This window comes from Pedobacter caeni (assembly GCF_900129215.1).
Taxonomy (GTDB): domain Bacteria; phylum Bacteroidota; class Bacteroidia; order Sphingobacteriales; family Sphingobacteriaceae; genus Pedobacter; species Pedobacter caeni.
On sequence record NZ_FQUQ01000005.1, the window covers coordinates 593,233 to 617,210 of the forward strand.

At 43.6% G+C, this 23,978-nt stretch carries 22 protein-coding genes; 15 read left to right on the plus strand and 7 right to left on the minus strand.

Going from position 1 to position 23,978, the window contains the following annotated elements:
- The first annotated feature begins 5 nt into the window (after positions 1–5).
- The 7 genes from BUC20_RS26505 to BUC20_RS26535 all read left to right on the plus strand — a co-directional run bounded on the left by BUC20_RS26505 (position 6) and on the right by BUC20_RS26535 (position 5,457).
- Positions 6–1,310, plus strand: coding sequence for a lysine N(6)-hydroxylase/L-ornithine N(5)-oxygenase family protein (locus BUC20_RS26505; RefSeq protein ID WP_073235336.1), 1,305 nt, complete (start codon positions 6–8; stop codon positions 1,308–1,310).
- An 8-nt stretch (positions 1,311–1,318) separates the two neighbouring features.
- Positions 1,319–2,446: a heparan-alpha-glucosaminide N-acetyltransferase domain-containing protein gene (locus BUC20_RS26510; RefSeq protein ID WP_073235339.1), complete on the plus strand. Its 1,128-nt coding sequence runs from the start codon at positions 1,319–1,321 to the stop codon at positions 2,444–2,446.
- Between the two features lie 10 nt (positions 2,447–2,456).
- Complete coding sequence (locus BUC20_RS26515) at positions 2,457–2,903, plus strand: hypothetical protein (RefSeq protein WP_143166928.1); 447 nt, start codon at positions 2,457–2,459, stop codon at positions 2,901–2,903.
- Positions 2,896–4,059: an acyl-CoA dehydrogenase family protein gene (locus BUC20_RS26520; protein ID WP_073235343.1), complete on the plus strand. Its 1,164-nt coding sequence runs from the start codon at positions 2,896–2,898 to the stop codon at positions 4,057–4,059. The genes BUC20_RS26515 and BUC20_RS26520 overlap by 8 nt, the downstream gene beginning before the upstream one ends.
- A 3-nt stretch (positions 4,060–4,062) precedes the next feature.
- The gene (locus BUC20_RS26525; protein WP_073235345.1) at positions 4,063–4,350 is read left to right on the plus strand and encodes a transcriptional repressor; all 288 of its coding nucleotides are present in this window, start codon (positions 4,063–4,065) and stop codon (positions 4,348–4,350) included.
- Positions 4,337–4,777 carry an acyl-CoA thioesterase gene (locus tag BUC20_RS26530; RefSeq protein WP_073235347.1) on the plus strand — a complete coding sequence of 147 codons (441 nt, stop codon included), beginning with the start codon at positions 4,337–4,339 and terminating at the stop codon, positions 4,775–4,777. The genes BUC20_RS26525 and BUC20_RS26530 overlap by 14 nt, the downstream gene beginning before the upstream one ends.
- 98 nt (positions 4,778–4,875) lie before the next feature.
- On the plus strand, positions 4,876–5,457 hold the full coding sequence (locus tag BUC20_RS26535; protein ID WP_073235349.1) for a hypothetical protein: 582 nt from the start codon (positions 4,876–4,878) through the stop codon (positions 5,455–5,457).
- Positions 5,458–5,481: 24 nt separating this feature from the next.
- Here BUC20_RS26535 and BUC20_RS26540 read toward each other — a convergent pair whose 3' ends face one another.
- Positions 5,482–7,716, minus strand: a complete 2,235-nt coding sequence (locus BUC20_RS26540) for a S9 family peptidase (RefSeq protein WP_073235352.1) — start codon at positions 7,714–7,716, stop codon at positions 5,482–5,484.
- Positions 7,717–7,897: 181 nt separating this feature from the next.
- Here BUC20_RS26540 and BUC20_RS26545 point away from each other — a divergent pair, with 181 nt between their 5' ends.
- The gene (locus BUC20_RS26545; protein ID WP_073235355.1) at positions 7,898–8,821 is read left to right on the plus strand and encodes a DUF2262 domain-containing protein; all 924 of its coding nucleotides are present in this window, start codon (positions 7,898–7,900) and stop codon (positions 8,819–8,821) included.
- A gap of 45 nt (positions 8,822–8,866) precedes the next feature.
- Here BUC20_RS26545 and BUC20_RS26550 read toward each other — a convergent pair whose 3' ends face one another.
- The 5 genes from BUC20_RS26550 to BUC20_RS26570 form a co-directional block, all read right to left on the minus strand.
- Positions 8,867–9,175 carry a hypothetical protein gene (locus tag BUC20_RS26550; protein WP_073235358.1) on the minus strand — a complete coding sequence of 103 codons (309 nt, stop codon included), beginning with the start codon at positions 9,173–9,175 and terminating at the stop codon, positions 8,867–8,869.
- A gap of 230 nt (positions 9,176–9,405) precedes the next feature.
- Positions 9,406–10,185: a 3-keto-disaccharide hydrolase gene (locus BUC20_RS26555; RefSeq protein WP_073235361.1), complete on the minus strand. Its 780-nt coding sequence runs from the start codon at positions 10,183–10,185 to the stop codon at positions 9,406–9,408.
- A gap of 54 nt (positions 10,186–10,239) precedes the next feature.
- Positions 10,240–10,986, minus strand: coding sequence for a hypothetical protein (locus BUC20_RS26560; RefSeq protein ID WP_073235363.1), 747 nt, complete (start codon positions 10,984–10,986; stop codon positions 10,240–10,242).
- A gap of 84 nt (positions 10,987–11,070) precedes the next feature.
- Positions 11,071–12,081: a bestrophin family protein gene (locus BUC20_RS26565; RefSeq protein ID WP_073235366.1), complete on the minus strand. Its 1,011-nt coding sequence runs from the start codon at positions 12,079–12,081 to the stop codon at positions 11,071–11,073.
- Positions 12,082–12,084: 3 nt separating this feature from the next.
- Positions 12,085–12,777 (minus strand): potassium channel family protein, encoded by a 693-nt coding sequence (locus tag BUC20_RS26570; protein WP_073235370.1) that lies wholly within the window; start codon positions 12,775–12,777, stop codon positions 12,085–12,087.
- A 106-nt stretch (positions 12,778–12,883) separates the two neighbouring features.
- On the opposite strand from BUC20_RS26570, the gene BUC20_RS26575 reads away from it, so the two are divergent.
- Positions 12,884–13,798 (plus strand): NAD(P)-dependent oxidoreductase, encoded by a 915-nt coding sequence (locus BUC20_RS26575; protein ID WP_073235373.1) that lies wholly within the window; start codon positions 12,884–12,886, stop codon positions 13,796–13,798.
- Between the two features lie 48 nt (positions 13,799–13,846).
- Here the strand turns inward: BUC20_RS26575 and BUC20_RS26580 are convergent, their stop codons facing one another.
- Positions 13,847–15,484, minus strand: coding sequence for an ArnT family glycosyltransferase (locus BUC20_RS26580; protein ID WP_073235376.1), 1,638 nt, complete (start codon positions 15,482–15,484; stop codon positions 13,847–13,849).
- A 223-nt stretch (positions 15,485–15,707) separates the two neighbouring features.
- On the opposite strand from BUC20_RS26580, the gene BUC20_RS26585 reads away from it, so the two are divergent.
- The 6 genes from BUC20_RS26585 to BUC20_RS26610 all read left to right on the plus strand — a co-directional run bounded on the left by BUC20_RS26585 (position 15,708) and on the right by BUC20_RS26610 (position 23,954).
- Entirely contained in the window at positions 15,708–16,577 is an 870-nt protein-coding gene (locus BUC20_RS26585) for an AraC family transcriptional regulator (RefSeq protein WP_073235379.1), read from the plus strand.
- Positions 16,578–16,643: 66 nt separating this feature from the next.
- Entirely contained in the window at positions 16,644–17,294 is a 651-nt protein-coding gene (locus BUC20_RS26590) for an HD domain-containing protein (protein WP_073235383.1), read from the plus strand.
- A 121-nt stretch (positions 17,295–17,415) separates the two neighbouring features.
- On the plus strand, positions 17,416–17,952 hold the full coding sequence (locus BUC20_RS26595) for an RNA polymerase sigma-70 factor (protein ID WP_073235388.1): 537 nt from the start codon (positions 17,416–17,418) through the stop codon (positions 17,950–17,952).
- Between the two features lie 61 nt (positions 17,953–18,013).
- Positions 18,014–19,051, plus strand: coding sequence for a FecR family protein (locus tag BUC20_RS26600; RefSeq protein WP_073235391.1), 1,038 nt, complete (start codon positions 18,014–18,016; stop codon positions 19,049–19,051).
- A gap of 56 nt (positions 19,052–19,107) precedes the next feature.
- Positions 19,108–22,425, plus strand: coding sequence for a SusC/RagA family TonB-linked outer membrane protein (locus tag BUC20_RS26605; RefSeq protein ID WP_084529300.1), 3,318 nt, complete (start codon positions 19,108–19,110; stop codon positions 22,423–22,425).
- A gap of 23 nt (positions 22,426–22,448) precedes the next feature.
- Positions 22,449–23,954, plus strand: coding sequence for a SusD/RagB family nutrient-binding outer membrane lipoprotein (locus BUC20_RS26610; protein WP_073235393.1), 1,506 nt, complete (start codon positions 22,449–22,451; stop codon positions 23,952–23,954).
- The last annotated feature ends 24 nt before the right edge of the window (positions 23,955–23,978 follow it).

Here is a 23,978-nt window from a genome sequence, read left to right on the forward strand (position 1 = left end):
CTACTATGAATCATGCTAACAATATCCTCGATGTCATCGGTATCGGCATCGGGCCTTTTAACCTGGGCTTTGCCGCTTTGTCCCATCATCAGTCTCTGAAAGCCTTGTTCTTTGAACAGGCACCCTCTTTTAACTGGCACCCTGGTCTGCTCATTGAACGCAGCACTTTACAAGTCCCTTTTCTGGCCGATCTCGTTTCGTCTGTAGATCCCACCAGCCCGTTCAGTTTTACCAATTACCTGAAGAAAAAGAAAATGCTGTTCCGGTTCTGTATCAAGGAAACTTTTTATGTGACAAGGAAAGAATACAATGATTATTGCCGCTGGGTTTCAGACCAATTACCGGAACTTCGGTTTAGTCACCTGGTGAGCGGAATTGAATACCATTCGGAAGGGTATTATGAAGTCAGCGTTCATGACCTGATCAACAGAAGTACCAAGACCTATCGGACCAAAAGGCTGGTGGTAGGAACAGGAACGACTGCTTTAATGCCTTCCTGTACCGAGGAATGCAGCAGGGAAAGGGTATTTCATTCTTCACAATACCTGTACCGGAAGAATTACCTTAAACCTGGCAGCAGCATCAGTATTATCGGTTCGGGACAAAGCGCTGCAGAAATGTTTCAGGACCTGCTGCAGCTGATGGACGAAAAGGAGTTCCGGTTGAACTGGATCACTGCAGCAGAACGTTTCTTCCCGATGGAAAACTCTAAACTCACTTTTGAACATACTTCACCGGATTACCTGAGCTATTTCCATGGTCTTCCGGAGAGAAAAAGGTCACAAATCATTTCCCGGCAGGAGATCCTGTACAAAGGGATCAATCAGGAGCTGATCGATGAGATTTATAATGAACTGTACCATAAAGACCTGTACAAAAAAGAACCCCTGCCAATCAAAATCCTGCCCAATGTCCTGCTGAAATCCTTAACAGGGAATAAATGGACCGGTTTTGAAATGGGATTGCAACATACCCAGCTGGAGAAAGACTTCAAAATGCATTCCGACTATGTGATCCTGGCCACAGGTTACCGCCATCAGGAACCTGCATTCCTGAAGTTTGTGAATGAACGGATCAACAGGGATGAAAGTGGCGGATTTAAAGTCGCCGGAAACTTCAGCATCGATAAAAACGAAGGAGAAATCTATGTGCTCAATGCAGAGCTTTCTTCCCATGGAATTCTCACCTCAGACCTCGGTATGGGCCCATATCGCAATGCGAAAATCATTAACCACATCCTTGGAAAGGAAGTCTTTGAACTCGAAGACCGCATTGCCTTCCAGGATTTTGGAATTCCTTTAGACCTGTAAACCAAAATATGAAAACGCTTAACTCACAAAAAAAACTGATCGCCCTGGACATGATGAAGGCCTTTGCGGTATTCTTTATGTTCCTGGGACACATCGTGATCATGTACGGGACACCCAAAGTGATCGGCTCCACAGCCATCACCTGGATTGCCTTCTGCGCAGAAGGAATCGGTGCACCGGCATTTATTTTCTCTATGGGCCTGGCCATTGTACTGTCTTCGCCTAAATCTCCCCGTCAGATCTGGACCAGAGGACTGATCTTAATTCTGACGGGATATGTACTGAACTTCCTGAAGTTCTTTCCTACAATTACTTTGTTTGGGGTATTTCCTGAAGCATTATTTGTAGAGACTGGAAGAGTAAATAATACCGATGGACTGTTGAGTTTCATCTTTATTGCCGATATCCTGCAGTTTGCAGGGATCGCTTATATCTTCTGCTCTTTTCTTTTTCAATACATCCGGAATTATCAGATCTGGGCTGTGCTGCTGGCCTTACCCTTACTGGGAATGGCACCGTACCTGTATCAGGAGCAATATGCCTCCGGGAATTATTTTATGCAGATCTTTTATGGACAGAATTTCCAGGTCTATTTCCCGGTTTGCCCCTGGATGGCATTTCCTTTACTGGGGATGACTGCCGGTTATTTTATCCGCAATTATGGCAATTTAAAGAACACGATGCTCGGTTTTCTGGGGATTGGATTGATTGTTTTAACCATAGGCTTTTTGCTGATCCAATCGGATCCTTCGGGACAATTCGGAACAGACTATTACCATCGGAAACATGGTGCCCTGATCATGTACTGCGGACAGCTGCTGGCCTTCCTTTCGCTGCTTTATTTTATCAGCCCTTTTCTGACTACAGGGATGGTCAAAGGAATCCGGTTCTGCAGCAGGAATGTCACCCGGATTTATATCCTTCAATGGATCCTGATCTATTGGGGATGGGCATTCACGCCTTATCATTCCCTTCCGGGGAGATTGGTGGTGCCGTACCTCATCGGGTTTATTGTCCTGACGATGTTGCTTACCGCAGGCTGGGAATACCTGAGTAGTGGCGCAAAGAAAAAGCCTGTTGAGGCAAAGGACGAACCTGTTGTGAATCCGGAAGAACCCGTTGTTAAACCAAATTAATCTGTTAAAAATGATCAACCACACGTGTACGGACCTGTTTTACCCTTTAAATATTTCATTGAGCTACGGACAGGTTTCTCCGGAAGATTACCTGAGGGTATTGAGCCATTATGGTAAATGGCTGGATAGGGAGCAACCTTATGCCTTGCTCAACATCAGGAATGAGGCCAGCTTTGAAAATACACCCGGATTGGGCAAAATGGCGAAAGGCTGGATGCAAAAATACCTGCCTTTACTGCAGCAATACGAGCAGGGAATTGCGCTTGTTGTTCCCGAATCCAGATATGAAAAAGTATGTAAAACCAATTTTGAAGAGATTTCTGCAGGGGCATGTAAGGTCTTTATCCATACGGATGAGGCGCTGGCATGGCTTGCTGAAGGCGGATTGAAAAGTCTGGAAGGCTTCAATAAATGGAAAGCAGTTAAAGAATACCTAAAAATCAATAGTTATGAGTAGTATGCCAACTTTGGATGCAATAGTTGCAATAGAATATAGAGAATCAATCATCGAAATGGTGAAGGACTTTACCGATCGTCACATCCGGCCGGATATGATGGAATGGGATAAAGAACAGCAGTTCCCTTTGGAAGTCTTTCAGAAACTGGGAGAGTTGGGCCTGTTGGGTGTTCTGGTACCACAGGAATATGGTGGTGCAGGTTTGCAATACGCCGATTATATAGAAATTATTATTGAAATCAGTAAGGTCTGCGGGGCAGTAGGTCTTTCCTTCGCCGCTCACAATTCCTTAAGTACCAATCATATTCTGATGTTTGGGAATGAATTTCAGAAACAGCGTTGGTTGCCTTTCCTTGCCTCAGGTGCCTGGCTTGGTGCCTGGGCATTAACGGAAGCCAATACCGGATCGGATGCACTGAGGATGGAAACGACAGCGATACTGGATGGGGATCATTATGTGTTGAATGGCTCCAAAAACTGGATCACCCATGCAGAATGTGGCCAGATTGCAGTGGTGATGGTGCGGACAGGGGAAATTGGACAGTCGGATAATATTTCGGCAATTGTGGTGGAAAAAGGAACCCCCGGTTTCTCTTCCGGCAAAAAGGAAGATAAAATGGGAATGAGGGCTTCGGAAACAGCGGCTTTACATTTCGACAATTGCCGGGTTCCCCGGGAGAATCTCCTTGGACGGGTGGGCGATGGTTTTCGCCAGGCGATGAAAATATTGGATGGTGGCCGGATTTCTATCGCGGCCTTGTCTGTGGGCATTGCCATGGGCGCTTATGAAGTGGCAAGAGATTATGCGAAAGTCAGAGAGCAGTTCGGTCAGCCGATTGCGAACTTCCAGGCGATTGCCTTTAAACTCGCTAATATGGCAACAGAGGTACAGGCATCCTTACTTTTAACACAGGAAGCAGCCCGTTTAAAAGACAATGGGGAGAAAGTAACCACAGCTGCAGCGATGGCCAAATATTACGCTTCAGAAGTGGCGGTAAGAAATGCGACAGAAGCAGTACAGATTTTTGGAGGTTACGGTTATACCAGGGATTATCCGGCAGAGAAATTTTACCGGGATGCCAAGCTTTGTACGATCGGAGAGGGGACCTCAGAAATTCAGCAACTGGTTATCAGCAGGGAACTGTTAAAGGGGTGAGATATGGAAGATCAAATTGTAAACCGCCTGCGGCAACATGGCTACCAGCTTGGCCTGCGGAGGATGATCATCATTCAGGAACTCTGCCGGCTCAACAGGATAGAAAGTGCAGAAGATTTCTGGCTGATCCTGAGGGAACAACATGGCATCAGCTGGGCTACCGTCTATACCAATTTAAGGATATTGGTGAGTATTGGTCTGATGGAAAAAGAAGCCGGATTGAAGAAATCCTGTGCCTATCGTCTGATCCATACGGATCATCCTGTAATTCCTGCTTATGTACGCACATGAAACCACGCTGAGGGTGAGGTATGGGGAAACCGATGCCATGGGCTATGTTTATCATGGGAATTATGCAGAGTGGCTTGAGGTAGCAAGAGTAGAACTGCTTCGGGAAATCGGAATGCCTTATACCTGTTTTGAAGAGCTGGATATCATTATGCCGGTCCGGGAGATGAGCATCAGGTACCTGAAACCTGCGCACTATGATGAGCTGATTACGATCAGAACTTTTTTAGACCAGTTGCCGGCACTGAGGGTTCAGCTGAGGTATGAACTCTACAATGAAGGCAAAGAGCTAATCAGTACTGCACAGGTATTACTTGTTCCTTACGACAGGTCGAGGAAAAGACCATGTCTTCCTCCTGAACACTTTCTGAAACTATTGAACCCTTATTTCGGGGAAGTTGTACCAGAGAACCTATTGGAATACCTTTAAATAATGAGCACGTTTTTATCTTTAAAACGTGCTCATTTTGTATAAGCTTTATGATTTATTTACCTTGTCTCTAAGCGATGATTTGTTAGATTTGAGTTATGAAACGAATTTACCTTTCTCTGTTTTTTTTACTGTGTTTTGGATTTGTTTCACAGGCACAGGTCATGCGTTCTTACATCGCTATTGTGAAAACAAAAGATGGTAAAAAGAAAGGAATCCTGCATCGGGTCAATGAAGATGCAATCCTCCTTGAGCAGGGTGATTCCTTAATTCTTGTTAAAGCGACAGATATTAAAAGTATCCGTATAAGGGCCTCTAAAGCACCTTATCAATTGAAATCTGTATTTAAGTATGATCCATTGGGCGAGCATAATTATGAAACCCTTCCTAATTCACAGGTACGGGTAAGAAAGGACGGCCAAAAAGATCCGGATACAGACGAGAGAATTAAAGGACACTTGACTAATGCCGCGATGAATGGGGCTATTAATCTTGTTGCTGCACCAATAGAGGCCATCAACAGCAGCATCATCAAACTCAATATTAACCAGGATGGTGGAATCTTTAAAAATAATAAAGAAGAGCTGTCTTACCATTCGATCTATTATCAGCGGAATTACAGTGCCAAAGACGAGTTGAAAAAAATTCAGGCCATTAGTAAGGCCATGAAGGAGCAGTAACATAGGATATAGCAATAACTGTCCCTAAGGTTTAGGGACAGTTATCTCCGGTTTCCAGTTCCATTCCGGTGGTTCCACACCCAATAGATGTTTTACAAAGAAATCGCGTCGTTTATGTTCTCCATAATCTCCGCCAATAGAGTGTCCCATACCCGGAACGATGAGAAAATCAAAGTTTTTATTTGCTTTGATCAGTTTGTTCATCACTTGCATAGTGGAGGAAGGGTCTACGTTTTCGTCCAATTCTCCCAGGATCAGGAGTAATTTTCCCTGCAGGTTTGCGGCATGATCTACATTGGATGAGGCTGCGTACTGGGGCCCGATAGGATAGCCCATCCATTGCTCATTCCACCATATTTTATCCATTCGGTTGTCGTGACAACCTGAAGATGATACTGCAACCTTGTAAAATTCCGGATGAAACAGTAAAGCGCCCAATGAGCTTTGCCCACCGGCGGAGCTTCCATAGATTCCTACTTTGTTCAGGTCCATGTAAGGATATTTCTTTGCCGCGGCCTTGATAAAAGCAATGCGGTCAGGAAAACCAGCATCTTTTAAGTTTTGCCAGCAAACATCATGGAAAGCTTTAGACCGGTTTGAGGTGCCCATTCCATCACATTGTACAACAATAAAGCCCAGTTCTGCCAGTTCATGTAAGGCAACGGCCTGATCAGCAATGAAATTTTTCGGAACAAAGGAATCATGAGGGCCGGCATAAATGTATTCTATGACCGGATATTTTTTGGTAGGGTCGAAATTTCTGGGGCGGATGATCATTCCCCAGATGTCTGTTTCCCCGTCGCGCCCTTTGGCACTAAAAACCTCAGGGAGTTTCCAACCTGTGTTTAGCAATGGACTGATGTCGGACTTTTCCAGTTCCTGAAGTACTTTGCCTGTCCTTCCATCCCTCCAAACGGTAGTGGCTGGCTGATCAGCTCTGGAATAAACATCGATAAAAGCAGAATAATCTTCGTTAAAAGTGGCCATGTGATTTCCATTCTCCCAGGTCAGTTTCTTTAAACCGGAACCATCCAGATTGATTTTATAATATTGGATAAAATAAGGATCCTGATCTTTTTCCATACCACTGCCTTCGAAAATGATCCAGCGCTCTTTTTCATTGACTTTAATCACCCTTCTCATGACCCAGTTTCCTTTTGTGATCTGGTTCTTTAGTTGACCATTGCGGTCGAATAAATACAGGTGGTTCCAGCCATCTCTTTCCGATGCCCATATGATTTCATTGCCATCGGCAAGGTCAAAACGATATTTCTTCCGGCTATAGGTGATAAAGGTTTTGCTTTCTTCCCGAATGAGTTCTCTGCTGATTCCTGCAACATTGACTTCCATGACACTGTACTGCTGATGTCCTCTTTTGTTATATTCATAAGTAAAAGCGCGACTGTCCTTACGCCATACCGGTTCGGTCAGGTTAAATTGCTCAGGGATGGCGGAGTTGTCTACCGGAATTTGTTTTTTAGTTTCAATAAGAAACAGTGATGGGCTAAACTGATCCAGACTATCTCCTGGTTTCGCATAGATCCTGCTCCGTAACTTAGGCTGTAACTGATCTGTTGGAGAAGACTCAATGAGGTACGTTAACCGGGGCTTTGGAGATTTTACTTTATAACCAGCCAGTTTTTTTGAATCCGGAGACCAGTACAGATAGGGGGAATAATGATGACCCGATATTCCGTCCTTACTCAATTGATAAGTTTTACCGGAATCGCTGGCATCGCTGATGTAGATGTTGAAATTTTTAACATATCCAATCCATTTTCCATCCGGTGAGGTTGTTCTGCCTTCATGGCGGTCTCTCCCTGAGACAGAAGGTGCTTTATTTAAGGTATAGCTATTCAAATCACAGCTTAAAGGTTCAGTTTTGTAAGTAAATTTAAGTGTCTGTCCGTCGTTGCTCATAACCGGCATCAGGATGGGAAGATCGTTGGCTTTGATTTTCTCTTTGGCCCATGCGGAAAGTGCGGTTGCAAATCTCTCCTGGTCAAATGCGGGTGTTTTGGCATATCCTTTAGGGTTGAAGCGTATAAATTCTAGTCCGCCGGCCGTTCTTTTGGTATAAAAGTATTGCTGGGCTGCGCTTAACCATTGAACATTAGCAGGAGCATTGTAAATTTTCTTCTGCATGAGCCCGTTTAAGGCTTCTGCATTTTGATAATCGCTTAATTTTCCTTGTGCTACAGCAAGACCAACCTGGACGTTGATCAACAGCACAACTAACAACAGATGCTTTGACTTCATGAGAAAGATGAATTTAATGATTCCTAACTAAAAGTATAGTTTTGTGTGTTGATTTACAAGCGTGTGGCGATCCGGGAAAGCAGAATGTTTGTAATTTAATGGTTGCAGACGAAGAGCTCAGGAAGTAATTTTGATAGAAAGAGGATTTATAGGTAATTTATCCGGCAAATAAGATATCTGTATGATAGGTTGGGAATTTGATGATTTGATGAGTGTCCTGCAGGAAGCAAGACTGGGAAATCCGAAGCGGTTGAACATTTTGCTGAAAGCAAATCCATTGGCTGTGGTCAGTGAAGATTATTCTCTGCTTCTTTTAATGCGTCATTTTCAGGTTCAGTATTGGAATGAAGAAAGGAGGGTATTAAATGCCAGACCTGAGGATAAGTTCACTCAGTGGGGCATCACGATCATCAGCAGCGAAGAATCCGGTGGAAGTCAGATGAATGCTTATGTTCCCAATAATTTAACCTATACTGGTCTGGAACTCCGGGGAAAGGAAGTCAGCATTTTTACCGAAACAGAAACGATCCTGACCAATGTGATTGAGCTGAGAAGGAAGATGCACTTTTATGGTGCTTTTAAAGAGGCTGATCTGGAGGAAACCTTTAAGGCATTGAACAACGAACAATACCCAACCAAAACAGTAAGCAAGCCAAAAGCGAAAGATAAAACCATCGAAAACGAGGTTCTGGGCACCCTGATCTATAATGAGGAAACAGGACAGTATGAATCTGAATATGCCGGGGAGGATGGTTCTTTCCAGGTCGGTATTGCTTTGACGACTCCTAAAAAATTAGAGCAGCTCATCTCATTTGCGGCACAACAGATTAGGGAGAAGACTTATAAAGAAATGCTCCTGTCTATGGAAGCAGAAATGATTGAACTGAAAAATGACGTTTGGATTGGGGAAGATGAGAACGGACAAGAGGAAGCTCCAATTAGCGTTGAAGAATTCAGAAAGAGAATCTCCATCAGCAGTATCGATTTCTATGAAGATGGCAGTGCCAGCATCTATTGTAAGGATGACGATGTGTTTTTCGGCCATACCATTATTGTGGATGTCGACGAAAAAGGTAAATATGATAGTGTAACGCTTGCGGGTTAAAAGGTGTATTGAGCTTTGATTAACTTCAATACACCTTTTTAGTTGTTATTTGATTTTTACTGCTGTGACTTCGATCAGTTCAGGACCATTTTCTACAGGATAACCAGCTACTTTCGTGCCTTTAAGGCTAACATTTTTGCCGGCATAAGTATCCAGGTTAACGGCAGTGCTTTTCAGTGCATAGGTTTTATCTCCCGACTGGATAGTATGGCTGCCATATTGATAAGTTGTCATCCCTTGTTTCTGGATTGTTCCACTAAGCTCAATTGTGTTTTTATCTCCTCCCGGGGATTTCATGGTGCCGCAGCTGGCAAATGTAAAGCCAACAGCAAGAAGTACTAGTAGTTTTTTCATAAGTATCTAATTGTTTTTTGTAATGAAGCGATCATGATCTTTACCTGCATTTCGTTAGGTGATCTGTAAGATCATGATGCTTTCATATGCGTTAAAACGTTAAAACCTGAAGTTACGCAACACTTGTTGATAAATAAGTTTTCTGCTTGTTTTTCTTTGGGATGATTCCTCCACAAAAAAAGCCGGTTCTGATGAACCGGCCCTCTATATGCTATTGGTATCTGTTTATTCTAAAGTTCTCTGATCCAGATGTTACGGAAGCTAAGCGGCTCACTTTTGTCGCCATGACTTTGCAGTTTAATCGGAGAAGGGCCATGTGCCTGTTTGTAAGAAGGCAAACCTACATATTGAGTAGGGCCTTTCAACTCAAAATTATTCTGTACCACAACACCGTTATAGATCACAGTTACTTTAGCCGGACTTTTTACCGAACCATCGGTGTTAAAAAGAGGTGCAGTCCAGATGACATCATAGGTTTGCCATTCTCCCGGTTTTCTTGCCGGATTGAACAACGGAGTTGTTTGCTTATATATACTTCCTGCCATACCATTGGTATAGGTTTTATTGTTGTAAGCGTCAAGGATCTGTAGTTCGTATCCCAGATCGCCTTTTCCTATAGAAGCCAGAAAGAGGCCGCTGTTTCCACGCCCTTGTCCTTCACCGGTAATATTTGCAGGTACTTTCCATTCCAGGTGCAGCTGATAGTTATTGAATGACTTTTTAGTCTCAATGTTCCCCGTTTTCTTGTCAACGGTAAATTCTCCTTTGGCTACTTTCCATTTTGCTGCCTGCGACCTGTCGTCGGTCATCACCCATTGGTCCAGGTTTTTACCATCAAAAAGGATGATCGCATCAGATGGGGCATTGCCGATTACTTTTGCCGGGGTAACGACCACCGGAACAGGCGTATAAAATTCGGTATCTTCATGTTTTGCATTTTCCTGTGCATTGGCAAAACCTGCTGTTCCCAGGATCAGAGCAGAGGTTAGTATTGCTTTATTTAAGTTCATAGTTGATAATTTAGCTAAAGATTTATGGCTAATATACAATTATTGAGCAGGCTTTTATTTCAAAAGTTCCTGGATCAGGTTTTGTCGCTCATTTGTTGCAAGATCAATAAGCTCAAAGCGTTTAGCAGAGGTAAAAGAGCCTATGTCTGTGTCACTGTTGATGTGAATGGTGCCCAATAAAATTACGTATTTACAGGCGTATTTTGTTTGTTTAACCAGTTCGTTGATCCGTTCATCAATCGCTTCATAAATGACTTCTGTTGCTTCCTTTAAAGGATGGGTTGCGTCCAGGATTCTGTTCTTTTCTTTTAAAAGGATTTGCTCAATGGTATTCATCTGATAATCCATATCATTGAGCTGGCCCGGAACGATGGCATCGTTGATCAGCTTGTTTAAAGCTCCTTTTGCTGCGCCACAGCAACCGGTATTTTTATGTTGTCCGTAACGGTGGATCTCTCCGATGGTGCCTTCTTTTGAAATCCCGATATGTGGTCCGTAATAAACAAAGACCGCACCCTCGTCAGGAACATGACTGGCAAAGGCACCCATTCCAGTAAGCCCGGTAAAGGGAAAGCCATCTAAACCGCCCATTTTAAAAGGCCCGAGAAATTCACTTGCTCTAACGGGGTACTGTATGCTGTTGACATCATCGCTGCAAATACTATCTGCCAGCATGATCTGCGAAGGCTCCAGGTCTAAGCGTTCCTCTACGAAATCGATCAGGCGGTTGACCGTGTCTATGGTGGTGACTGCATTGGGATAATGCGCTCGGATCAGGGCTAATTTTTCTCTTTTTTTCATGGTATGTTTTGTTGGTTATCAAACGATCATATTATATGTTCATTACGTTCTGTGAGCTGTACGCCTATGATGATTTTACGGCGCTTATAAAATGATGTTGTTTTTAGGCTGAAGGGCAGGAGGTAAGTCTGTTTCCCCAAGCATTTCTCTCAGATCTATTTCTATTGTTCTGCTCATCTGGGAAATGGGAACATCATTGGCGCTTCCTTCAAAAGGATTTTCAGTGCTTTCTCCAACCACTTCCAATGAGGTATATACCCAGGAAATGAGCACACTGAAAGGAATCACCATCCAGACCATATTTCCTTTCATGATGCCTTCCATGCTTTCATTTAGTTTATCAAATTCTTTGAGTAAGCCAAAAGGAAGCAGGAAGCAAAACAGCTTAATGAAAAAGCCGTTGATCGTTGCAAACTGACGGGGGTAAGGGAAGTTTTTAATCCTTTCGCTTTTTCCCTGATGATCATAAAAATCTTTTACGATCCGTTCCATCTCTACAAACTGATAGCTATCCAGTTCTTTGTTGTCGAATAACCCGCTCAGGGTTTTTGACTGTAGGCTCATCAATTGAACGGCCCTGTTTTTTGTACTCAGGATATAGGTCAGCTCTTCGGCAGGGATATATTTAGCCAATTCTGTTTCCAGACTGCTTTCTCTTTCCGGAATGGTATAGAATTTTTTATACTCTTCGTTAGCCCTGTTGTTGCTGTTTTCCCAGGCTCTGGGCTCCCTCATCTGGTAACGTAAAGCGGTAAGCCAGGCAAAATGCCGGTAAACGAGTTCTTTTGTTTTTTGAGGGTTGTTCCTTAGAAAGTCGCGGCTCATCGTTCCCCAGGTTCTGCTGCTGTTGAGAATGGAGCCCCAGATCTGCCGGGCTTCCCAGGTTCGGTTATAGGTTTGTGTGTTTTTAAACCCGACAATAAAGGCGGTGGCGGTGCCTAAAAGTGCAACGACTGTCCAGGGGATAGCCAGCCATTTCATACCGAGGCCCTGATATAAAAGTGTGGGGACCACGCCGATCACGAGGACCCAGTAAATAATTCTCCTTGTCCATACGAGGAATTCTTTCAATTGATAGGATCTGCCGATGTGCATAGTTTAAGTTTGAGCTGGTTTTGAACTGAATTTACTAATGATGATGCCCACCAGCACTACGGTGTAAAACTGACCGATAATGCCGAATAAAGAGGTAATGAGCTTGGTATGATGGGTGTTTGGGGTAATGTCCCCAAAGCCGATACTGGTAATGGTAATGCTGCAGAAATAAACGAAGTCCATATAAGTACTTGCCGGATCGGCAGTGCTCAATCCTTTAAATGAATCCGGATGTCCGTAGGAGCACAATTGAAAAAGGAAGGTGTTAATTTCTATCAGCAGGAGGTAGCCACATGCTGAGGCCGAGATGACATCGGCATTGATGTAACTTGGCTTGAGTAAAAACTTGAGGAGTTCCCAGAAAATGAAAATAAAGAAGCCTGAAAAGATCAGGTTTAAGGCAAACATGTATCCTTCATTTTTCCCAAACAGGGGAAGAAAGATGGGGAAGAGCACCACCATCAGCAATAAAATGTTCCTGATTCTGTTTTTGAGCTTTCCCTTTTCAAAAAACAGGCCTACACTGGCGAGACCCAGAATGACCATGTTAATGGGCCAGATGATTTGGGTGTAGCTGGGCAGGTCTGTGATAAAGATACCAATAAACAGGTGCTGAACCAATGCGAAGAGCAGAAATTCATATTTGTGTTTCTGGATGAACAGGAAGATGCTGATCTGGTGGTTTTTAAAAGGCATTTGTTCTGTTTCTGAGTATGATCAAAAATTAAACCAAGTTGTTGGCGCTTTGTCAAATTGCCCCTTTTAGGAGCATGAAGGGATATTAAGCCGCTATATTTGAAGCATGAAATTTACGCAGATTACCATGATAGACGATTGTGGGATAAAAGGACCAATCGTACAGAAAATATCAGAATTGTCGAAATCACCATTGGTTATATTTAACGATACCCCGGTTTCCAAAGAAGAGATTGTCCAAAGAATCGGAGATAGTGATGCGGTGTTGTTGAGCTGGAAGACCAGTATCTCTGCTGAAATTCTACAGGCTTGTCCGTCTTTAAAGTTTATTGGACTTTGCTGTAGCCTGTATGATGAAAAATCTGCAAATGTAGACATCGCTGCAGCTAGGGAACTCGGAATCACAGTCAAAGGAGTGAGGGATTATGGTGATGAAGGTGCTGCAGAATTTATCTTCGCTCAATTGGTGTATTTGTTTCAGGGTTTAGGAAAGTACCAATGGAAAGCTGATGCTGCTGAATTGAAAGGTAAAAGCATTGGAATCATTGGCCTGGGGACTTTGGGTGGAATGGTAGCCACAATGGCCGGGCAGTTTGGAATGAAGGTGTTTTATTATAACAGAAGCAGAAAAGCAGCGGCAGAGCAAAAAGGAATTGCTTACTTACCCTTGCAGGAATTGCTTTCTACCTGTGATGTGGTGACGACCCACCTTCCTAAAAACACGATCCTTCTTGGAGAAACCGAGTTTAATCATAAGAAAAAGAATTCAATCCTGATCAACACTTCATTAGGACTGACCTTTGATAAGGCTGCTTTTAGTAAATGGCTGTCGGAAGACGAATCTTCTTATGCAATTTTTGATGCAGATGGAATGGCCCCTTTTGAAGGCGAAATCGCTAAAATGGACCGGGTTATCAGCACTGATAAATTTGCAGGTTTTACTGCTGAGGCAAAAGTAAGGTTATCTGAAAAAGTATTGGAAAACCTCTTGGCTTATCAGGTTACTGGTTTATCAAACTGATCTCATACCGATATTTAGGCTTACAAACACATCATTGTGCTCATTTCTTTAAAGGATTTTAACGAGATAAAACCGTTCAATCACCTGATTACGGGTATGGTAATTCAGGAATTTGGGCTTTAGTTTAGTGATGTGGAAATAGTCAAAGCTTTTCAGAATTTGGGCATGGTAAATTGTTTTCAGGACAGAAAATTCTGCCTCCGGAACAAATACAACCATGCCTTTCTTCGTCTTTTCTTTTTCAAGGGCATCATAGTCAGATAGGTATCCAACCTCTCCCGGTGCATAAAAACCGAAAGCATCTGAGACATTCATGAGGACCTTTGCCTGCGTTCCGGGGTATTGTTCCTGTAACCATTTCCCTGCCTTCATCCCTGCCTGGTATTCCAGAAGGGCAGGATAAAAGAATAGATAAAGAAATCCCATCAGGGAAATGGAAAGCAAGGTGCTTCTTGCCATGATGGTCTGTACAGATGGGCCTTTGAACAGTACAAAAGAGAGGATCAGAAGGAACAGTAAGCTCCCGATACAGAGAAATGGATAAGGAACATGAAATAACAATGCAATTGAAGCAAGGAGTATCGTAATGATCAGGAAAAGAACATTCTGAATCCTGAAAAATGCTTTGATGCCTTTTGATTCCAACCGGCACAAATAGGCTGCGGTAAGGATTGAAAACTGAGGAAAAATGAGCAGGATATAATGTGGTAGCTGGAATTTGGAAAAAGAGAAAATAAGAAAAGAAACCAGAGCACTTGCCCAGATGATGATGCCCTCCATAGGGATCTCATCCCTGTTTTTCTTTTTTACCAATTGGGCGATGGCGGTGTAAAACAAAACTGACCAGGGCAAGAATGCCCATAAAGTGGTATGAAGAAAGAAAGAAACATCCCCTTTGCCCTTGATCGGGCCACTGTTGAAAAAGCGTCCGAATTGACTGTCCCAAAAGAAAAATTTCAGCCCGGAAACACCCTGTTGTCCGAATACTATTTTTTCGGGATGCAGGTCAAACTGCACATATAAAGCATAGATCTCCGGAGTGATGAATATAAAAATCAAGCCTAAAGCTATCCACCATTTAGGTTTCCCGAACTCCCGGTATTGTTTGCTAACTGCCCAGTAAATGAGGAATCCTGTAAAAACAGGAATCAACACAAAGATGCCTTTGATCATGATGGCACAAGCGGCAAAGAAAGAACCGGCAATGATATGCCAGAATGAATGCTGATGAGCCTTGTAGTAATGATAGATGCTGGCGATGACAAAGGCGGTGATATAGGTTTCGGCCCTTACATCGAAGCTGGAGATGATCAGGTGAAGCGCTGTACTAAAGATCAGGACGCTGATTAATGCGGTTTTCTGATTATAAATTGCTTTTGTGAAAAGGTATAGGTACCAGCAAGCCAGTAAGCCTGCAAGAAATGAAGGCAACTTGTAGGCAAAAACCGAAATGCCAAATATTTTATAGGACGCTGCAGCAAGCCAGAACGTGAGGTGTGGTTTATCCAGCCAATCGGCACCCCGCAAATAGAGGTTGATCCAGTCATTTTTTAAGACCATGGTCTTGGCTATTGTTGCATACAGGGCCCCATCAGGTTCCATTAATTCACCAAAGAGTGCTACTGCGCTCACAATGGTAACCAGGATGATCAGGAGTAAATACAACTTGTTTTCCGTTAGTTTCATTTGAATAAAATTGTCTTTACAGGTGATGATGATTTCATTTTTTTGATATTGCCGGAGCAGCTCTTGTTAAGGTGGACCTGCTGCTCCTTGCGAACAGTCAGCAAGGTAATTTTTGAACAATACCCCAGCTTTAATGCTGTATTAAATGATTGTTATGGTTTTAAGATACAGGTGTTTAGCTACCGGTGTTTTCAACCAGGATTATCAGTAGCTTTGTCAGACCATGACTGTCGCTGAACATCCCATTTTATCCCTACTTCCGGATCATGACCTGAAAGATTCCTTTTCGGTAAAATTCATGAACAGGCATACCATTATGGAAACTGCGGTATGCCGGATCAGTTACCACAGGATTTTTCTGATTCAGGAGGGGAGTGGTGGCATTCAGATCGATGAGCATTCCTATCCGATCTCTGGCCAGGAATTGTTTCTGCTTTCTAAAGGCCAGTTATTTACTTTTTTGCCTGGAACTACCCTGACTGGTTATGAACTCAGTTTCGGGGATTGCTTTTGGGAGAAAAGCCCTGCCAGTGCCAGCAATTGTAAATCAGTGCTGTTTAATAATGCTGCGGCAAATCAACATCTGCCATTTCCTGCAGGAACACAGGCCGGACTGATTAACTTGTTCGCTATCCTCTATGCGGAATATATTGCTGTGGATTACATCAATAAGCTCGATGCACTTGCTGCTTATCTGAAGGTGATCATGATCAAAATTGCGAATTTGAATGCGGCGCTTGTACAGGCCTACGATAGTCACGATCGACAACTCTATCGCCACTTTATCGCTTCCGTATCTGAAAAATATAAAGACACACATGAGGTGGCATCCTTTGCAAAAGACCTGGGGATTTCTACCCGGAAGCTTGGCGATCTCTGCAAACGCTGTGGTGTTATGAGCCCTAAAGAGATTATCAATGGCCAGTTGATTGCAGAAGCAAAAAGAAACCTTCAGTTTTCTTCGAAGCCGGTAAAAGACATTGCTTATGAACTCAATTTCAGTAGTCCGGATCAGTTCAGTCATTTCTTTAAAAAGCATACGGGTAGTTCTCCCAATGACTATCGTCTCCACTTTGTTAAAATTGGCATGTGATTGACCGTTTTTAACATTCCCTGAAGGCTTTTGTCAGCTTAATTTTGTCTTATAAACTCATTCATTATGTCTGTAAACAAAATTAAATCCATTGCGGGAATTGATATTCCTGATTCTGCCATCGCCAGTCAGGCAACAGAACTGCTGTTAACACATGGAACGGAATTCATTTATAACCATTCTCTGAGGGTTTTCCTGTTTTCTTCATTAAACGGAAAACGGAATCAAATCCAGTATGATGCGGAATTGCTGTACGTCAGTTCTGTGTTTCATGACCTTGGGCTTGTCCCTCATTACAGCAGCGCTGATCAGCGTTTTGAGGTAGACGGAGCAAATGCAGCCAGGGATTTTCTGAAAAGCCATGGTTTGCCGAAAGAATCCCTGCAACTGGTTTGGGATACGATCGCACTGCATACCACAATCGGAATTGCAGAACATAAAGAGCCTGAAGTGGCGCTGATGTATTCGGGTGTAGGTCTGGACGTGATGGGGGAGGGATATGAACACCTGAGTGTAGAAAACAGGGAAGCGATTGTCGGCGCATTTCCCAGAAATAATTTCAAGGAAAAGATCATTCCAACCTTTTTTGATGGGTTTAAGCATAAAACGGAGACCACTTTTGGCAATATCAAAGCCGATGTATGTGGTTATATGATTCCCAATTTCCAGCATAAAAACTTTTGCAATTGTATTCTCCATTCCCCATGGTCTGAATAACAGTTTTATTTTTTATTTTAAAGCTGGTGATCCATATGGATCACCAGCTTTAAAATATTCGCATCCCGGGTTGTTACTCTCGATAATCTCTGTAATTTAGGAATTCTAATTTTCAGGTGGGATGAATGATGTTTTTTCTATAAAAAATGGCAGCATTAAGGCTTTTGAATCTGCATATCACCACTGGAGCGGTAGAATCTATACTTTTATCCTTAAGCAGTGTCATAGCGAAGAAATTGCGGAGGAAGTTGTTCAGCTGGCATTTGTACGCCTATGGGAAAAGCGGGAGCAGCTTTCTTTGGAGCATAACCTCAGCACCCAGCTTTTCCGGATGTCGAAAACCATTTTTATTGATGAGCTGAGGAAAACTGCCCAGTCCAGGAAATACCAAGAGAGGGTTCAGCGATCCGGGGCAGCGTCTTTTACGGAAAATACACTGGAGCATAAAGAAGCGCTTCAGATCGTCTATCAGGCGATCGAGCAGATGCCCCCGGTCAGGAAGCAGATCTTTCTGATGAGCCGGATGGAACATCTTTCTTACCAGGAGATCGCTGAGAAACTCGGTATCTCTCCTAAAACAGTAGAGAATCATATGGCACTCGCCTTAAAATACCTTCGTGGCTTTACACCACTGATGATTGTCCTGCATTTACTGTAAGCATAAATAAATATTTTTTTACCGGTTAGGGGTAAGGCCCTTTTCAAACGTATGGAAAGAAATGGAGATGACTAAGGAACTGATCTTACGGTTTTTCAAAAACCAATGTAATGCAGAAGAAGCAACAGAAGTTGCCGCTTATTTGCAGCAGCACCCGGAACTGCTGGAAGAATTTCTTCCGGATCAGGCCTGGAATGAGCTGGAAAATGAAGTCTCCTTGTTTCCTGAGGATAAGAAAACTGAAATCCTGAACCAGCTGAGGCTAAAGCTGGATTTTACAGTACCGAAAAAGAGAAATCTTTGGTGGTTAAGTGCTGCGGCATCCTTATTCCTGCTGCTTGGTATTGGCTATTTGATGAACAAAAAACCAGCAGAAGTACAGGTTCCTGAAGTTATGCTCCACAATCTGGTGAAAATGAATTACGGTAAAGAGGCAGTGTCGCTGGCCATTGAAGACGGTTCTGTGGTGCTGCTAAAACCGGGAAGTGAGCTCCGCTATCCGGAACATTTTCAGGGCAACGACCGGAGTTTTTACCTGAAAGGAGAAGCCCGGTTTAAGGTAGCAAAAGATCCTGAGCGTCCTTTTAATGTACATGCGGGGGGAACTGTGACGACCGCTTTGGGGACAGATTTCACCATTACCGCCAATTCAGGGGAGTCTCATACCAGGATCTTTCTTCATGAAGGCCGTGTGGTGGTGAGGCCGGAGCAGCCACAAAAAGGGAAAACAAAGGAAGTGTATTTAAATGCCGGAGAACAGCTTTCGGTGAACCGGACCACTTTTGACAATCAGCTTGCTGGCTCCGAAAAGAAAACAGAACCGCGAATCAAGGTCGCAGGAAGTACAGAAATCACTTTAGAAACCATTTCCTTTAAGAACCAGAGTCTGGAAAACATTTTCCATTCATTAGATAAAGAACTTTCCACAAGGATTCATTTCAAAGCGCATGAAATGTCCGGCCGGTATTTCACCGGAGCATTTAAAAGGGATAGTCTGACCGCAGACCGGATCATTAAAGAGATCGCCCTGTTAAACAAACTAAAAATCGACAAACGTGACAGTACCTATTACCTGAGCTTGCAACAAAACCACCACTAGATAATTAACCAACTATTTACAAGAGAACCATTGTAAAAAGATTATTGAAAAGAACTATGAAACAAATTTCACCAAGAATTTCGAAAAGGCGGATTCAGGGAATATGGCTTAGCGGTCTTATTTTCTTACTGCTTGCAGGGACAGCAAATGCCCAGACCGGGGCATCGGTTACAGGAGTTGTTAAAGATGCCGGTGGAGGCGCCCTTCCGGGAGTATCCGTAAAGATCGAAAACAAAGACAAAAATTTCAGAAGTAACATTGCGACCAATATGCAGGGCCTGTTTTCTGCGGGTGGCATTCCTCCTGGTGGAGGGTATACTTTTACCTTTACTTCTATCGGTTACAAGACCAAAGTACTGGAAGGATATACCATCAACCTACTGGATAAATTGTCTATAGTAGTGACTTTGGACGAAGATGCCACCAAGCTGAATGATGTGGTGATTACCGCGCTTGGAATTAAGCGAAATAAAAAAGCACTCGGGTATAGCATGGCTGAACTGAAAGGCAATGAACTGACCCAGGGGAGCGAAGTGAATGTGGCCAACTCCCTTTCCGGAAAAGTTTCCGGTGTACAGGTGAGCCGGGCTTCCTCAGGAAGCGGGGGCTCATCAAAGGTGGTCATCAGAGGGAATAACTCATTGATTGGCAACAGTCAGCCTTTATATGTGGTGGATGGGGTGCCTATCGATAATCAGAATATAGGAGCGGCCAGTAGTTCCGGAGGAACGGATTACGGAGATGGGATTTCGAACATTAACCCGGATGATATCGCTACAATTTCTGTTCTGAAAGGACCAAATGCTGCTGCGTTATATGGGCAAAGAGGAAGCAATGGGGTGATCCTGATCACGACAAAAACCGGTACGGCAGGCAAAGGAATGAACATTCAGGTGAATTCCGATTTCTCTGTAGGCTCGGCATTGGTGGCCCCTGATTTTCAGAATGTTTATGGACAGGGTTTAAATGGCGACTTTACCCATTTCAGAAAATCTGATGGAACAATCGTGACCATGAAGCAGGCCCTGGACGGAGGCTTTGCCGGCACACCAAAGATGAGTGGAGGCCGCGACCGGCTGACGCGTTCCAGCTGGGGACCAAAAATGGAAGGACAGCCTTATGAAGACCAGTGGGGAAACTTATTGTCGCTCACACCACAAAGTGATACGTATACCGGCTTTTTTCAAAATGAAAAACAGTTGACCAATAACGTGAGTGTAGAAGGCGGAAATGAAAAAGTAAACTACCGCCTTTCTTATGCAAATACCTATGTTGATGGTTATGTTCCAACAAATAAGCTGAAGAAAAACAACTTTAACCTGCGTACACAGGCTTCGATTACCGATAAGTTTAAACTCGACGCAAAATTGAATTACATCATTCAGGACGCGACAAACAGGCCGACTTTGTCTGATGCTTCAGACAATCCGGCTTATCTGCTGATCAGTCAGCCGAGAAGTATTCCTATGAATATCCTCGGACAGTATAAATGGACAGCCGCTGATGTGGCCAAACAATTGGGATATTCCAGTCCTGTTCCCGGACTGGAAAAGACCTATGCCACCAATAGTTCAACCGCAAATCCTTTCTGGACAATCAATGAAACAAAAAATACCGACCGAAGGGACCGGGTGATTGGTTTCCTGAGGTTGTCTTATGATATCGAACCCTGGTTAAAGCTAAGTGCAACAGGAGGAACCGATTTTTATACTGATCAGCGCTTAAGGTACCGTGCAGTAAATACTTATCAGAGTCTGAACCGCAAAGGAGATATGAGTGAAACAGTGATCAGGGTGCGTGAAGACAATTTTGATGCCTTGCTGAACAGTAATTTTAAGATTAAGGAAGATTTTAGCGTAACCTGGAACCTTGGTGCCAGTCACCTGAGCCGTTATTTGCGTCAGACAGGAAATACCGGAAGCCAGTTCGTAGTGCCCAATCTGTATGTCATCAACAATACACTGACGAACTCCTATCTTTTTGACCTGGTAGAATCGAAGATCAATTCGGTGTATACTTCCGGACAGATTGGATATAAAGATTACCTGTTTCTGGATTTATCCGCAAGAAATGATTGGTCTTCGACCTTAAATAACAACAACAATTCGTTTTTCTATCCTTCGGCAAGTGCCAGTTTTATCGCTTCTGAAGCCTTTGGTATGAGTGGTAAAACCCTTCGTTACCTGAAGTTCAGAGGTTCATGGGCCCAGGCAGGAAGCTCCGGAAATCCTTATCAGCTAACTGGTACTTACAGCCTTGACCAGTTCTCACATGGAGGAGTTCCCCTGGCTTCATTCACGACTGTGATTCCAGACAAGAACCTTAAAAATGAGCTAACGACCTCTATTGAGTTTGGATCAGACCTGGAGCTTTGGGGTGGCAGACTGGGTTTAGGTTTTACCCTTTATCAGGCTTCTACAAAAAAGCAGATTCTGGACGTTCCTATTGCACCTTCCAGCTTGTTCAATGTGATGAGGATCAATGCGGGTGAAATCAGGAACCGTGGTATTGAGCTGTCTTTAAATGGAACGCCCATCAAAACAGCCTCCGGATTTACCTGGAAAACAACTTTCAACTTTAATAAAAATGTAAATAAGGTGCTGTCCCTTGCACCAGGGGTAGAAACCTTTTTAATGGGGTCTGATCGGGGGATCAACGTAGTTGCACAGGTAGGCCGGCCTTTTGGAGAGCTCATCGGAACGCAGTTTGCCTGGTTGAAAGACGAAAATGGCAACCGCCTGATTGATCCGGATACCGGCCTTCCGCTACGAAGCAATGGCAGGGTAGTGGAAAGAATAGGAAATGCGCAGCCTGATTGGCTGGGTGGTTTCTTCAACTCTTTCAGTTATAAAGGTTTTACATTGAATGCTTTAGTCGATATCAGACAAGGGGGGATGATCTTCTCTCAAAGCAACAGAGAGGAAATCATTTATGGTACGACCAATAAAACGGTAGCAGGAAGGGATGGCTCTTATGTAGCTTCCGGAGTGGTAGGGAAGAAAAATGCGGATGGCAGCTGGTCCGGGACAGGAGCCCAAAACACCAAATCAGTAAAAGCACAGGATTACTGGAATATGGTAGCGAGCGACAAGGAGGTGATGGTATCCGAAGAAATGCTGAATGATGGAAGTTATATTGCCATGAGGGAAATCAGCCTTCGCTATCAGTTGCCGGCTAAGTTGATGCCGACCTCTAAAATCAAAAGCATTACCCTGGGTGTGTACGGACGTAATTTGTTCTACTTCCAACGCAAAACAGACGGTTTCTCGCCGGAAGCTTCGGCATTCAATACCTCTAATTCTTCTATTGGTATCGAATCGACTTCTTTACCGATGCTGAGAAATATTGGATTTAACTTAAACATAGGGCTATAACCGATCATATAAATATAATTCTGATGAAACATATTGTAAAAATGGTACTCTGCAGTTTTACTGTTGCGATGGGCTTAAGCTCCTGTACCAAAGATTTTGAAAGACTGAATACACCACCAACATCGGTGACTACCATAGATCCTTCCCTGGTATTTTCGAGGGTATTAAAGGATGGTACTTTTGCCGAAGGAGGTGAGTTGCCAAATAATAAACTGGGATCCTGGACTCAACATTGGGCAGGAGGGCCGGTCGTTCCTGTATCAAGATATCTGGAATCTGCCGAAGATGCGGTATGGGAGCAGCATTATTCACTGATCAAAGATCTGAAACAAATCAGTTTAGAACTTAAAGGTAAAGAGAGTGATCCCTCAGGCCGGTCGAAACTGGCCATTGCGAGGATTTATGAAATCAGTATCTGGCAAAGGCTAACCGATCTTTTTGGCGATGTTCCTTATTCTCAGATCACCAAAGACCCTGCTAATGTTCAGGTTATTGCGCCATTTGATACTCAGGAAAGTATTTATACCTCGCTGATTGCAGATTTGAACAGTGCGATTGCGCAGTTAAATGACAATGACGAGAGCTATGGTACTGCGGATTTCTTTTATAAGGGAAGTATCCCGCAATGGCGGAAGTTCGGAAACTCTTTAAAGTTACGGCTTGGCTTACGTCTCCGTTATGCCAACCCAGCATTGGCAAGATCTACCGTAGAATCTGCAATGGCCAATCCAGCTTTATTGCTCAGTGGAAATGCAGACAATGCGGCAGTGCCTACCTTTAACAATGCGCAGCCGGTAAATACCAATCCGATGCTGAGACAATTTCAAACCGGAAGTTCTGATTTGAGGTATCTTGCTGCGGCATTAATTGATAAATTAAAAGAATATAGTGATCCACGGTTGCCGCTTTTGGCGCAGCCAACAGTGAACAGCGTAAAAGCGGGGAAACCTGATTATGCAGGATTGGGGGTAGCTTTGACCGATGCACAGTTGTCGCAGGTAATCAGGGACAACTATTCAACGCCTTCATTGAGTACCTGGTTTAGTGCCGCATTTGCCCCGATTCCAACGTATGCCCTGACCTATTCTGAGGTGAGCTTTTTTAAAGCAGAAGCAGCGCTTTTGGGCTGGGGAGCATCTTCAGGAGATGCAGAGACCTTCTTTAAAGCAGGAGTAACGGCAGCCTTTCAACTGGCTCCTTATTCGATCAATACGATTCCTCCGGCCTACAATACCACGGTATTGTCTTTTACTGGCTTGTCTGATGCGCAGAAATTAGAAAAAATCATGACCCAGAAATGGATTCATTTGTTTGGAAGAAATTATGAGGCTTTTGCCGAATGGCGGAGAAATGGCTATCCGGTATTGACCCCGGGCAGTAACCCTGGTTCTACAGGTGGTAAAATTCCCCGCAGGGCGATTTATTCAACAAGAGAAGCACAGCTGAACAATGCGAATTATCAGGCCGCTGTAGGCAGGTTATCTAACGGGGATTCTTTCCTTTCTAAAGTATGGTGGGATAAACGCTGATCCTGTTAAATGAAAAAGCGCTGA